This window comes from Cupriavidus necator N-1, assembly GCF_000219215.1.
Classification (GTDB): Bacteria; Pseudomonadota; Gammaproteobacteria; order Burkholderiales; family Burkholderiaceae; genus Cupriavidus; species Cupriavidus necator.
Map to the genome: position 1 here is coordinate 196,508 of NC_015727.1, position 12,531 is coordinate 209,038.

The following is a 12,531-nucleotide window of genomic DNA, read 5'->3' on the forward strand; positions in this document are numbered from 1 at the left end:
CTGCCTCCTACCAAAACAACGTCGAAGATTGCCGGCCTCTATGTCGTGATTAACTCGGTTGGCAAGAGTCTTGAACCTGCCCCAGCGGGATCCTTGTGTGCCGCCTGCACATTCCGCCGATGTGATCAATGCAGCAGTATCACTGCGCCGGCTTGTCGCTACGTGACTTGAGGTTAGCCCGCAATGGCTCGCTCATTGGCATATTGAGGTTCACGCCGGTGGGTGGGATCGGCGATTCAAACCATTTCTTATAGAGTCGTGTAAATTCCCCCGATCTTATCAGTCGCGTTATGGTTCCATCCACCAGCTTCTTGAACTCCGCGTCGTCCTTACGAACCATACTGGCATACGGTTCCACCTGAAGCGGATCACCCACAATCACAAGCGAAGATGGGTTCCTCGAATTGGCGCGCAAGCCGAACAGCAGAACGTCATCCAAGACCAGTGCGGACGCGCGCTCGCTTTCAACGAGCTGCAGGGCGTCTGCATAGTCTTTGCCGGAGACTATCTTGATATCGATGTTGTTATCGGCGCTGTACTTTCTCAATACCTTCTCGTTCGGAACTCGCCTGCTGACCAAGCGCGATTCTGGCATCAAGGGCTACGCTGACCTAGGGAGGAAGGCGGTAGCCAGCACAGCTGGCAGCACGGTTGGCGTTAGGTATTGCCGCCGCATTCTGCCTCCAGCGTCGCGATATGACATCACGCTGGCATACCGGCACTGCAGCCAGGCGTCGCGGCACTCAACCGCAATCGTCGATATGGAGAATACCGTGCGCTGATTCAGGCGATTGCATCAGCTGAGACGTGGGCACCAGCCTACGTTTCGCAACTGAAGGCGTTGCTCAAGAGCACGCTCTGAATCTTCCCAAGATGAACGTCCTATCGATGCCTCCACTTCCTGGAACATTATTAGCGATTATGTCGCGCGACCGGCCCACGGTCTCCGCCGCAGTTTCGATCGCTCTAATCAAGCGGGGCAGGGCGTGCTTCGGTCGCAGCCCGGTCGTCTCTTGCCGACCCTTCGCCGTCAATCAAGTCTTCGTGTCTGGTACGGCCGTCCATAGTTGTTGAGCCGTCATTCGCTCACACCTGCAAACTTGGTCGCGCGGACAGGACTCAAGCTTTCTCCCGATCTGCATCGGCCTGTTGAATCCGCAGCGCAATTCGGACGTACGCCGACTAACCATGAACGTTCGTATCGGGCCGGCAAGCGATTTCGGTCAGTCGCGAGCGGTGGACTCTTGTGCCCGTTCCTGTCGTACAGTTTCGAGCATGAGGCGACGCGATTTGGACCCGTAGGCGACCTTCAGTCTCCAACGGGCGAAAACTATCTTGGTCTGGCGCCCGACCCGATGATGAGTTCAAGCTCGGCCTTGAAGCCTTCACCGACGTCGAACTGCTTTAGGCATTCATAAACATCGTTCCAGGCACTCAATTTCGCCGCGACGTCGAGGTCCGCTATCACAGCCCGGTATGCCCCGGCGGCTTCCTGCATCAGTTGCAGAGCATCGAACGCGCTGGGCAAGACGAGCTGCGCTCGAACGTGCTGTGTTTTCACATCGCTAAGACCGCTGTCGTTCATCAGGCGTTCCAAGACGCCATCGCCTCCCAGTGCGAAGATTCCAGGTTGTCCGGGCGCGGGAGGGGACTTGCCCGCGTGGCGCAGAAGGATCGCCATCGGCTGGGCCATAAAGGGATTGTTGGCCGGCGTCGTGAAGACCAGTGCCGCGAAACGCGCGCCAGGCTTGAGTGCGCGTCGGACAGCTTCCAATGCCTCACTCGGTGACGGGAAAAGCATCAATCCCAATCGGCACATCGCCGCGTCGAACGGGGCGAGTGTCTCGTCCAATTCGTCTGCCGCGCATTCCAGCGTTTGGATATTCTGAAGACCGGCACGAGCGGCATTTCGGCGGACATGCTCCAGCATGGTGCCCGATATATCACTGGCGACCACTTCGCCGCCGGCGCCCACTCGCATCGCTGCCTGGATGCTCTGGCTGCCGGCACCGCAGGCCAGATCGAGAACGCGCATGCCCGGCCGGATACCGGCCATATCGATGAGCGTGTCCGTGGCGCACGAAAGATTGGTGGCGAACACGTGCTCCCACTTCGACCAGCCGGGTGCTGCCGACTCCCACGTATTGCGAAGATTGGATTTCACTCTGCTGTCGGCCATCTGGAGACTCCCTCAGGACCCGCGCCTATACGGGAGCATTGTATTGCGCATGCGATTCGTGTGGGCCCCGTCATGCAGCGCCCGTAAGTTGGCGGCCGCACGCACAACTAAGGTTGTGTCAATATTTCAACTAAAGTTGTAACCCCTCGCCAGGGTGGCTGAATCGCCATATTTAGCTCGTCGCAACCCGACGCGGACCTGACCGCATGATGGGTCGCGCGGGCCAAAAAGAGAAGGGCAGATCAGCGCCCGGCAACATCGGGCAGGGCGCGTGCCCGCTGGTAGCAGGGCCACCTCGGTCAGGTCATGAGCCTCCTGCCAGAACCCTTCCTGCATCGGACGCGCGATAGAGCCAGCACCACGGACGCCCGTCCTGCAGGGCCAGCACGCGGCGACGTTGCACATCGCAATCGGCCGGCGCGATCGCCTCGATCACCTCCCAACCGGTCGCTACCGACCAGGTCGGGCACGCGCCCCGGCTGGCCGCCCACATCGTGTCCCGGCGCGCCTGTCGGCGCGCGGCGTTTGCCACCTGCCGCATCGCCTTGTTCGCATGCGCGGACGCCGTCCAGTCTGCAAGGATCGGCGCCGCGAAGCCGAGTCCGCGGGGCGTGATGCGCGCCAGCCAGGCGCTGTCACGCCACGATGTGCTGGGCGCCGCGTCTGCCCACGCGGTGACGCCCGAGCGTACGGCCACGGTCGCGCGCTTGCGCATCGCGCCAGAGCGTGCCCAGACTCACGCGCGCCGCATGGCAGGCGAGCCAGTGTCGCGCCGCGGCATCGGCATGGTCCGCGCCGCGCATCTGACAATCGGCTCGCACGGGTTCAGCAAGCTGACCCGCGGTCCCTGCCGGCGGCGAGCGATCAGGTCAACGCCGTTGTTCAATGCCAGGTTCGGCCGCACGTCCCCACAGCATGTCGATGAACGCCTGCCGCGCGCGGGGACTGCCGCCGATCCACGTGCCGATCGCGAACGGATCGCACGAGGCGATGAACCGAGCCATCCATCTCGCGCCGCCGGGCGCCAGGTGTCGTCGCACGTGGCGGGCGAGCGCCCGATACAGCGTTGTGGCGGGCGTCGGCTGCCAATACGACGGCTTCCCCTGCTCGCGTTTGCCCGGTGGTGGTGGCGCATGAGCTCGAGATGGCGTTTGCCGTGGGCGGGGGGTGTACCACACCGTGCCGATTGGGAGCGGTACAAGACGGATCGGCCGCAAGCACGCGGGATAGGCGAGGCCCAGCGCTTGCGCGGCGGTGATCACCCACTCCAGGCCGCCGGGAGCGTGTTGGCACAAGGCTTCGTCCAGCCGCGCGGAGCGGATGAGCCTCGACATGGCGTCCAGCCAGGCGGCGACCGGATCGAGCGCATGGGTTGTCTCCGGCGCTAGCGTCGGCCGACGGCAGGTTTCGTGCGCAATAAAGTGCAACCGACCACAGCGGCAGCTGCCGGCCGCTGCGTAGTCTTCCAGGGAGTGCAACGTCGCGTGAAACGGCGCGCCGCAGTGACAGCGGTTAACGAGCGGCGTCCCGTGGATCGGGCACGCGTCGAGCAACGCGACGGAAAAATGCGCCGTGTGGTAGCCGGCAGCGAGAGAGGCGAAGCAGAGGCGCGGCTGCGGCACGACCAGCGCCGCGCTCAGCCAAGACTGCAGCGCGCCGAGCGTCGACCACTGAAATACTTCCGGCGTCTCGCCGAGCAAGCGTGCGAACGCTGCGACATCCGCGCCACCGGTGCGCTCGAGCAACGCCACCATCGTGGGGGGACGCGCCCCAGGGGGCGGCAAGTCGTGTGGATGAAGACATTGAGCGCGCACGCGCGCAATACCGTATGCCAGAGCGACGGATAGGGCAGCACGCATGCCAACATGCCAGGTCAGACGCGTGTCAGACATGCGGGGTCTGCCCGCGACTTGTGTGGCGCACGGCCGCGGTCGCAGACACCAGCGCCATCAGCGCTGAAGGCGCAGTTTCAGGTTGAACTGACGTGCTGGTGAGGCAGAGGCCGGTGCTGAGGCGTCTGCCGGCGCTTGCGGTTCAGCGCCCTGGACACCTTGTAAGGCAAAGGCTGCCAGCATGAACAGGAATCCAGCAACGGTATGGAACAGCCGGGACGCGTTCTAACGAAAACCTCCGTGCGCACCGCGGCAACGCCCAGCCACGGTGGGCGCCGCCTGCCTTCCGCGACAGCCCCTGCGCGCCCGTCAACCATTCCGCGCCTGGCCATCGATGCCTTGAGTCCAGAACATGGCGATTACCGGGCTTCCGCCAGTTGATCAGGCGGGATTTCCCGCTGCGCAGCCGTTTAAGGCGTCCTCCTTTGTATGGCGCGAACAGTAAGTGATGCCCCGACGCGCGGTGGATTCAGAGTTTCACGACGCAGTGGGGGCCACGCTATCACCGCGCGGGCTCAATCGGCCTGGCAGGCGAGCGAAACGTACTACGCACGGCGCTTCTCCGGCATCGGGATGTCGCGTACCGTCGCCGTCATATCAATGGTTCGGGGCCGCGTGTTTATCTCCTTGCGATTTATTGGCTCGGCGCGCTGACTGGCTCCTATAGTTAAACGTGGAGGAAAATCCATCCCATGGCCTGGAATTCGGTGCGACCTCAATGAGATCGCTTCTTGTCTCGATGTGCCAGGGCCATCGTACGGACTTGAAGCGTTCGCCGCCTTAAGCGCATTGCCACATGACTCACGTGTGGCGAAGGCGGTAGAACTCGAGGCCGGTTATTCAAAGGAGAACAAAATGAGGATGAGGAGGATACTTTCCACCCTCGCCACGCTTGCCTTGCTCACGCAGCCAGTGATCGCATCGGCGCAGGAAACCACGGGCCAGTCGATGACTGCGCCTGGTAAGGCCGCTTTCTCCCAAACCGTCAAAGAGACGACAACCGTAGTGGGCATCGATCCGGCGACGAGGATCATCACATTGAAGGGATCGAAAGGGGTATCCAATCTCGTGGCGGGCGAAGAAGTACGAAACTTCGATCAACTCAAGGTAGGCGACAAGGTTGTCGCCGAATACAAGCAGGCGCTGTCGCTGGATCTCAAGAAAGGTGGTGGCAGCGTTGCCGGACAAACTGAGCGCGAGTCGGCGGATCGCACTCCTCTCGGCGCGAAGCCGGGCGGGAGCGCAACCCGCGAGGTGACGCTCGTTGCGAGCGTCGTCGCAGTGGACACGAGAAGGCAACTCGTGACGCTGCGCGGACCAAAAGGCAATACGGTCGACCTGAATGTTAAGGATCCAGACCAGTTGAAGAACATCAAGAAGGGAGACCAGGTTCAGGCGGTTTATACCGAAGCGGTGGTGGTGTCGGTCGAGCCCGCGTCGAAGAAATGAGCTTGCGGATTGAGAGCGTCGACGGGGCTGGCCGGTTGGACGCGCTATCTTGTCACCTCGGCCTGGAACCTGCGCAAGCGCGCTTTGGGGTATCGCAGGGTCCAGCCCGCTATATGGGACCATTGCAGTACAGGGTCCCGAGGAGAACGCGATGTTGATGAAACTGAGACTGCGCGCGGCGATGGCCGTGGGATGCGTGACGCTGGCGGTGGTATCGGGTACTCTCCGCGCGGAAGAAATCCCGCTTATTACCGGCAAGCAGTGGACCGAGTCATCGGAACAGACGAAAAAGGCCTACCTCGTCGGCATCGCCAATCTTGCCCAGGTTGATATCGCCTTTCATGCAGGCAAACCTCCAGCCGATTCGCAAAGCGTCATTCCGCGTCTTGCGAAAGGGTTGAAGGGCCAGACGCTCGACACGGTGCGCGAAGGACTTGACCGCTGGTACGCCGCGCATTCGGATCGCCTGCAGCGGCCGGTCATCGAAACGATATGGTTCGAAATGGTCGTGCCGGGGCTGCAGAGCAACAAGTAGAGGACACACAATGAAACGACTCGAAGGAATTGGCATGGCGCTCGTCCTCGCCGGCGTTGTCGGCTGCACGAACATGACGCCGCAACAACAAGGGACGGTGACCGGCGCGGGCGTGGGTGCATTAGCCGGTGCAGGCATTGCCGCCATCGCGGGAGGAAGCGGGTGGACTGGTGCCGCAATAGGGGCCGTCGCCGGGGGTGTTGCAGGCAACATCAAGGGAGGTAAGCAGCAGTAAGGTGCGTCCGGCCCCTCGCGGCCAGTTGGTGGGCGACCACGCCGGAGGGTTGATGCCGTCCCTGCGGCAAACTACCCCGTCAATCAATCCATTGCATCAAAGACATGGTAGCCCCAGGGCGGCACGTCCAGGAAAAGACCACGGGCGCGCAGGTCTTCGCCCGGTCGATCATAGACAGCCGGGCTGAGGCGGTCCTGGAGTCGTACGGTTCGCCCCGCCAGTTCGGCAAAGGGCGCACGCATGAAGCATTGGCTTTGCTGCGGCGAGTAGTTCACGGCCACGAACATCCACTCGTGAGGAGCCGGTACCCAACGGAACGCAATGAAATTGTCCGACGTAGTGTTGTCGGCCCGGACCGGAACGCATTCCAGTAAAGACCAGTTTCCATCGCGAACCAGCGGTTGGCGCAACACGGCAAGCAGCAGTTCATGGAACTGCGCGAGCACTCCGTCCACCGCTTCCTCCGGGGCGCGGACCAGATGCGGCGAGATACGCGTGCGCCGGCCCGCGAACTGTCCCTGGTGGAAGAAGCGCAAGCCGGGCGAGAGGAAGGTCAGCACCGCGGCAGCCGCATGGACTTTGGGTGCAAAGGTCGATGCCGCGCGCGGCTCGTCGTGATTCTCCAGAAAGCGCGCCAGCTTGTTCTGATATGCCATGTCCGCGCCCAGGTGCTCGCGCACGGGGCGGGCGCGCTGTTCGCGCAAGCGGTCGTACAAGCGCTTGTCATAGGCGTAGTCGAAGCCCTGCTGCTGCAGCGTCCATTCCATATCCCAGTAGACCTCAGCTATGACCAGGAAGCCGGGATGCTGGCGCCGCACTGACCCCGTCGCCTTCGGCCAGAACAGGTCGGGCCGGATGCCCCAAGTGCGCTCGAACACCTCGGACAATACCAGCATGGCCATGTCGTAGCGCACGCCTTTGCACTGGTCGGCGATGCGCTCCAGTTCGCCAATCATCGCTTGCTGCAAGTGCGGATTGCCGTTGTTGAGCTGCAGAGTGTCTGGCCAGCCGTCGAAATATGGGTCCCTGCCGTAGGCAAGCAGCAGCGGTCCGTTCTTCGTTGCCACGCGGCAATAGTTGCGGGGCGAACGCTCCAGATCCTCCTCGCTGCCATGGACGAAATAGTCCGGGTGCTCGTCGGTCCACGCGTGATCCGGGGCGGCACGAGATCGAGCATCAGGCGCAGCCCGCGCTGTCGCGCGCGCGTGCGCAAGCGCGCCAGCGCTTCGTCGCCGCCGAGGTCGCGGTGCACGGAGTAACGCGTGATCGCAAAGCCGGAGCCGGCGATATCCGCCTCGCGCAGGTCGGGCAGCGTTTGCTCGAACTCATGCCGCCACGCCGCGCTGCTGCGCGAGATGCGCTGCGCGGCAGGCCCGGTCTGCCAAACGCTCAGCAACCAGAGCCAGTCGAAACCCATCTCCACCAGACGGTCCAGTTCGGCGTCGGTGATGTCGACTTCAGAACACCATCCCTAGCGGCTATGCGGCTCTTGCTTGCATACGTGACGATTCAATGGCGAATACGACGAGCATGCCGCCCAGGATTGAGACATTCTTCAGAATGTGATTAAGCTGATTCAGGAAATCTGCGGGATCGGCGCGCCAAAAGCCGTGGAAAATGATGGTCGTCGGCACCAGGAACAGTGCAAGAAGCAGCGCGCCCAACCGCGCGTTCCAGCCCGATATCACGGTCAGTCCGCCACCAATTTCAATCACGATGGTTAGCACCAGCAGCAGATCCGGGCTCGGCAGTTCAGCGCTGGCAATCCACGCAGAGTACGCCGCGAAGCTGCCAATCTTAAGGAGACCGGAAAATAAGAAAAGAGAGCCGAGAAGGGCGCGACCGACAGCGTACGTTCGTGAAATGAGGGTGGGCGCGAGCGACACAGTGGTCGTGACCATGATAATTCTCCAGAATCAAACAACGCCGGCAGGCGTTTCTTATCAGCCAAATGGTTGAAGGGATCGGCGTCCCACAATGCTGCTGCTGCCAGGAGCCAGTTGAAGGGCGCAGGGACCTCACCCTCGTGTTTCATATCAAACAATACTCCGAACCGTTCCTGACGAATCGCAAAAGCCTCTTTCCGCCCTGCAGTGATTACGTCGCCCGGCGAGAGAGCTGATCCATGCGTTATCACAAGGGGGAATCACCTTGATCGAGAGTGGCGAGCGGCTCGAGATAATCCGTGCAGCGGGCAGTGACGGGCGAAGGATTGGGCGGCCGGTTGGTCGGGATTGGTGGGCCACCTTCATGTTGGCCGGCACCTCGATCCGCTTCAGGATGCGGACGTTCAGTGCTCCCTAAACGCCGGATCGACGCGAGCAGCATGTGGCTTCGCGCCGCCAGCAAAGTATCCTCGAACCTGAACATTGCCTCGGACAGCAGTTTCAACTCGACCTGGCTCTTGGCTTCGTCTGTCCTGCATGCATCAATCTCGATGTAGATGCGTTTGCCAAGATCACGCACGAGAACGGGATCGAGCTGTCCCTGAGAGGCTGCGTGACTCAGGTGAAACAGCAGGGTGATCAATCCGTTCGGAGTGGAACGGGCCGGCGACGCGATGCTCATTCTTGAACCTACCATTGCAGTCTCCACTTTCGGCAAGGCACCGACTATAGGATGAGAAAGATCCCGGAATTTTGGTTACATCATCAAAATGGCCGGCCATTCGCCCGCAATAAGGGGTGTCGGCTTTGCATGCGTTATGCTGTCACCGCACGCGCCGGCCTGGCCGCCGGTGTTCTTCGCCTTGAGGCCTGTTTATGTCGGAGTCGGATACTGGGGCGTGTGTGTCCCTGCTTGTAGCCAGTATTGTTCCAGATCGATCAGGTTAAAGAGAAATGTGAGATCCATCGGTTCGTCTTCGGCCGTGATCCACTGCTCATGATCGGCCCCTTGATAGATCACCGTCAGGTAATAGCTGCCATGAGGGAGTTTGAGATAGGCCAGGGGACCGTCCGTGACCAGTCGTAGCAGACGTTTGCCCTTCTCGTTGGCCAGGATCAGCATGACGCCCGAAACGGGCCTGCCTTCCGAAGGATCCTGGAAGCTGAGCCGCACATTGAATTGGCCGGCGATAGACTGCATTTGCCGCACGGCTTCGCGCCCGATCCCGCCCGAGACATACCGGACGCCAGAGGATTGGTGGATTTCCGGCGGCTTTGGATGCGCCGCGAGGGCCTGTGCGTGGAGAAGCGGCGCGGTAGCAAGAACCAACGCAGCGGCAGCCGTACGCATAACCTTGCTATCGTGCATGGCAAGTGATCGATGATGGCTTTCCTCGTTTCCAGACTGCAGCATCACGGTCATGGCAATCCTCCTGCCTTGGCAGAAAAGGCGCGCAATATAACTCCGCCTGTTCTGAAGCGTAGGTCGTATGCGCATTGGCCCATTGATGCATCGCAAGCTTGATGCCGTATACATCCTGCCGGCTCCTCCTGCGCGCTGTTGCGCAGCAGGGGAGTACGGTCCTACTCTTGGTCCATTCGCGCCTCGATGCGTCCTTTGCGAATGGCGGCCAGGAATGCTCGATAGTCGTTCCGATTCTGAGAGCAGTACTCGGTCGCGAACTCGCAGATCGCGTCGTCAAAGGTTTGTCCTGACCCCATGTAACCAGCGATCATAGCGGCATCGCCGGAACGGGCATGCGCTCGGGCGAGGGCGTGTGCGCACATCCGGCCGTATTGCCTGAGCATGCCGGTATCCCAATCTTCGATGACCGCCGATAGTTTCATGTCACGCAACTGGCGTATATAGAAGTCGCGTCCGTTTTTTCCCCGGATCCACCCCAGGAATACGTCGCTAGCAGTCTGCATGAGACGCTGGCCAATGATGACGCGTTGGCCGTGATTGGAATGCAAGCTCTTTCCTGCGTAAGGTTCCAGGACAGAAGCACGGACCTGCTCCATCTTGCGCAGCGCCACGGTCGCCTTGTCGGCCGTATGCTCCTGTGCGGTGCCGATGACGCTGTTAATCAGCAGTACTGCCCCAATGAACAGTGCATCCTTCAGGTCACCCAATGCAAGCGACACCGCCGCCGCGGCCAGGAGGATGTAAATAAGCGGACTGAGGAACTGGCGCAGAAACACCGCGACAACCGACCTCGGGGCCGCCTGAGGCAGCACATTGCGGCCCACCTCCGCCAGCCGCGCACGAGCCTGCGCGGTGGTCAGGCCGGGTGGGACGTGCGCCGGATCGATGCCATCCCGGGTACCGTAAGGTTCTTCGTGAGATCGGGGGCGATCCGTTTGCAACGCGCTGGAGCGATTTTGCATGAGGTTTCCCAAGGGATGCTCGGCGCGGAGCCAGGCGTGTGCACCCTGCGCGTACGCCACATGCGGCCGGCGGGGCGGAGGTGTCAGGAATTCTGTGTGCTGAGGTCGGTTAAATAAATCTCAGCGTAGGGCGTTGGTGAAGCGGTCACCGAAGAGAATGGCGAACTGGTTGGCCGCTTGTTTCCAGGTGATGGGCGGCATCTTCCAATCTTTCTCGATGTTGCGCAAGGCCAGGTACAGCAGCTTGCTGGCGGCTTCGTCGCTGGGGAAGTGGCCCCGGTTCTTGACGATCTTGCGCAACTGCATGTGCATGCTCTCGATGGCATTAGTGGTGTAGATGATTCTGCGCACTTCCGGCGGATAGGTGAAGAACGGGATGACCTGCCTCCCATTGCCGCCGCCACATGTCGGCCACCGTCGGGAATTTGCGGCCCCAGTCGCTGCCGGCAAAGGCATCCAGCGCAGTGGCAGCGGCATCGGCCGTGGCAGCCTGGTAAATCGGCTTGAGCGCGGTCGCCAGGCCCTTGCGATCCTTCCAGCTCGCCAGGTTGAGCGAGTTGCGGATCAGGTGGACGATGCAGCTCTGGATTTGCGCGGCCGGGTAGACGGCCTCGATGGCCTGGGGGAAGCCGCGCAGGCCATCGACCACGGCGATCAGGATGTCCTCCAGGCCGCGGTTCTTAGGACTTCCTTGCGCCCATCGGCGCGGATGCCCAGCGCGAGGTACACCGCCTTGTTCCTGACGGTGCCTTCGTCGCGGATCTTCAGGCGCAGCGCGTCGAAGTAGACAATGGGGTACATCGCCTCCAGCGGGCGCTGCTGCCATTGTTCGACCTCGGCCAGCACTTCGTCGGTGATGGTGGAAATCAGGTCAGGCGAGACCTGCAGCCCATACAGTTCCTGCAAATGGCCCTGAATCTCACGCACGCTCATCCCGCGTGCATACATGCTGATTACGTGGTCGTCGAAGCCGGACAGCCGGCGTTGGTACTTGGCGACCAGTTGCGGCTCGAAGGTGGCTTGCCGGTCGCGCGGAATGTCCAGTTCCAGCTCGCCGTTGGGCGTGATGACGGTCTTTGCACTGCTGCCGTTGCGGTGATTGCCGCTCTTGCCTTGCTTGGCCTCGCTGGCCAGATGGTGCGTCAGTTCGGCGGCAAGCATACGCTCGGCCAACTGCTTCTTGAGCAAGCCGGCCAAGCCTGATTCACCGAGAATCGACTCGGCGTCCTTGTTCTGTACCTGAGCCAGCAGTTGATCGATCAACTCATCCGGAAACAGCTTCGGCGCGCTCGATTTCTTGCTTTTCTTGGTCATGCTTGTTGTTTCGGTCATAAGGGCGATTCTTTCGATATCGTCTCATGACCTCAACACACAAGAAATCTGACAGGCTCCCCGGCTACGCCGTCCTTCACCGCAACAAAGAAGCCATCTGAACGGCACTACCGGCAGCAACCGTTTGAACCCGACCACAGGGATCTCGCAGGAGAATCTGTTCCTCCAGATACATGCGCATCGTCTGGATATGCCTGTTTCCAGGCGTCCAATCGGGCAGGTAGTCATCTTTCACCCGCCGCCCCAATAGCACGCAGGATCTCATTCCGACTTATCGAAGATGCCGGCATCGTCTGGATATGCCTGTTTCCAGGCGTCCAATCGGGCAGGTAGTCATCTTTCACCCGCCGCCCCAATAGCACGCAGGATCTCATTCCGACTTATCGAAGATGCCGGCTTCGAGATCTTTCCTGAAATGCTGAACCCAATCGGTTTCATCGCCGATTGGGTATTCCCTTGTAACTTGTGTCGATAGTCTGGTTACCGTGACGTAGCCCTGTAAACCGATGTTCTCGTCGCCTTTTGGGTCAGTCGTATCCGTCTCCACGAGTTCGAAATCATCTGCTGCCAGACCATTACGCTGCAAGGTCGCAAGAAAGTCCTGTTGTTCATCCGGTTCGATCAGTCGCATCGTT

General features: G+C 61.1%; 13 protein-coding genes and 4 pseudogenes. 4 read left to right on the forward strand and 13 right to left on the reverse strand.

What is annotated here, in order from left to right:
- Positions 1-139: 139 nt before the first annotated feature.
- Positions 140-559, reverse strand: a pseudogene (locus CNE_RS31090) (transporter substrate-binding domain-containing protein); the annotation flags it as partial.
- Here CNE_RS31090 and CNE_RS42340 point away from each other — a divergent pair.
- A pseudogene (locus CNE_RS42340) lies at positions 552-650 on the forward strand (amino acid ABC transporter substrate-binding protein); the annotation flags it as partial. The pseudogenes CNE_RS31090 and CNE_RS42340 sit on opposite strands and share 8 nt — an antisense overlap.
- Before the next feature lie 680 nt (positions 651-1,330).
- On the opposite strand, the gene CNE_RS31095 reads toward CNE_RS42340, so the two are convergent.
- From CNE_RS31095 to CNE_RS31105, 3 genes are all read right to left on the reverse strand, one after another.
- The gene (locus tag CNE_RS31095) at positions 1,331-2,179 is read right to left on the reverse strand and encodes a class I SAM-dependent methyltransferase (protein ID WP_013958680.1); all 849 of its coding nucleotides are present in this window, start codon (positions 2,177-2,179) and stop codon (positions 1,331-1,333) included.
- Positions 2,180-2,483: 304 nt separating this feature from the next.
- Positions 2,484-2,894, reverse strand: coding sequence for a hypothetical protein (locus CNE_RS31100; RefSeq protein WP_013958681.1), 411 nt, complete (start codon positions 2,892-2,894; stop codon positions 2,484-2,486).
- 154 nt (positions 2,895-3,048) lie between these two features.
- On the reverse strand, positions 3,049-3,933 hold the full coding sequence (locus tag CNE_RS31105) for a hypothetical protein (protein ID WP_041228977.1): 885 nt from the start codon (positions 3,931-3,933) through the stop codon (positions 3,049-3,051).
- A gap of 993 nt (positions 3,934-4,926) precedes the next feature.
- On the opposite strand from CNE_RS31105, the gene CNE_RS31110 reads away from it, so the two are divergent.
- From CNE_RS31110 to CNE_RS31120, 3 genes are all read left to right on the forward strand, one after another.
- The gene (locus CNE_RS31110; RefSeq protein ID WP_013958683.1) at positions 4,927-5,520 is read left to right on the forward strand and encodes a hypothetical protein; all 594 of its coding nucleotides are present in this window, start codon (positions 4,927-4,929) and stop codon (positions 5,518-5,520) included.
- Between the two features lie 151 nt (positions 5,521-5,671).
- A complete protein-coding gene (locus tag CNE_RS31115) occupies positions 5,672-6,055 on the forward strand; it encodes a hypothetical protein (protein WP_013958684.1) in 384 nt (127 codons plus the stop codon).
- Positions 6,056-6,065: 10 nt separating this feature from the next.
- On the forward strand, positions 6,066-6,290 hold the full coding sequence (locus tag CNE_RS31120; RefSeq protein ID WP_041228978.1) for a YMGG-like glycine zipper-containing protein: 225 nt from the start codon (positions 6,066-6,068) through the stop codon (positions 6,288-6,290).
- Between the two features lie 83 nt (positions 6,291-6,373).
- Here CNE_RS31120 and CNE_RS41895 read toward each other — a convergent pair whose 3' ends face one another.
- The 9 genes and pseudogenes from CNE_RS41895 to CNE_RS31155 all read right to left on the reverse strand — a co-directional run bounded on the left by CNE_RS41895 (position 6,374) and on the right by CNE_RS31155 (position 12,527).
- Positions 6,374-7,246: an alpha-amylase family protein gene (locus tag CNE_RS41895; protein WP_193351111.1), complete on the reverse strand. Its 873-nt coding sequence runs from the start codon at positions 7,244-7,246 to the stop codon at positions 6,374-6,376.
- Positions 7,243-7,713: an alpha-amylase family protein gene (locus CNE_RS41900; RefSeq protein ID WP_193351113.1), complete on the reverse strand. Its 471-nt coding sequence runs from the start codon at positions 7,711-7,713 to the stop codon at positions 7,243-7,245. The genes CNE_RS41895 and CNE_RS41900 overlap by 4 nt, the downstream gene beginning before the upstream one ends.
- Before the next feature lie 55 nt (positions 7,714-7,768).
- The gene (locus tag CNE_RS31130) at positions 7,769-8,191 is read right to left on the reverse strand and encodes a DoxX family protein (RefSeq protein ID WP_013958686.1); all 423 of its coding nucleotides are present in this window, start codon (positions 8,189-8,191) and stop codon (positions 7,769-7,771) included.
- A 232-nt stretch (positions 8,192-8,423) separates the two neighbouring features.
- Entirely contained in the window at positions 8,424-8,858 is a 435-nt protein-coding gene (locus CNE_RS31135; RefSeq protein ID WP_041228979.1) for a hypothetical protein, read from the reverse strand.
- A 192-nt stretch (positions 8,859-9,050) separates the two neighbouring features.
- Positions 9,051-9,599, reverse strand: coding sequence for a hypothetical protein (locus tag CNE_RS38740; RefSeq protein ID WP_049800694.1), 549 nt, complete (start codon positions 9,597-9,599; stop codon positions 9,051-9,053).
- A gap of 161 nt (positions 9,600-9,760) precedes the next feature.
- Positions 9,761-10,321, reverse strand: coding sequence for a DUF2252 family protein (locus CNE_RS42345; RefSeq protein WP_404997163.1), 561 nt, complete (start codon positions 10,319-10,321; stop codon positions 9,761-9,763).
- Positions 10,322-10,327: 6 nt separating this feature from the next.
- A pseudogene (locus CNE_RS42350) lies at positions 10,328-10,564 on the reverse strand (cation-transporting P-type ATPase); the annotation flags it as partial.
- A gap of 120 nt (positions 10,565-10,684) precedes the next feature.
- Positions 10,685-11,878: pseudogene (locus CNE_RS31150) on the reverse strand (IS256 family transposase).
- A gap of 388 nt (positions 11,879-12,266) precedes the next feature.
- Positions 12,267-12,527 carry a hypothetical protein gene (locus CNE_RS31155; protein WP_013958690.1) on the reverse strand — a complete coding sequence of 87 codons (261 nt, stop codon included), beginning with the start codon at positions 12,525-12,527 and terminating at the stop codon, positions 12,267-12,269.
- Between the last annotated feature and the right edge of the window lie 4 nt (positions 12,528-12,531).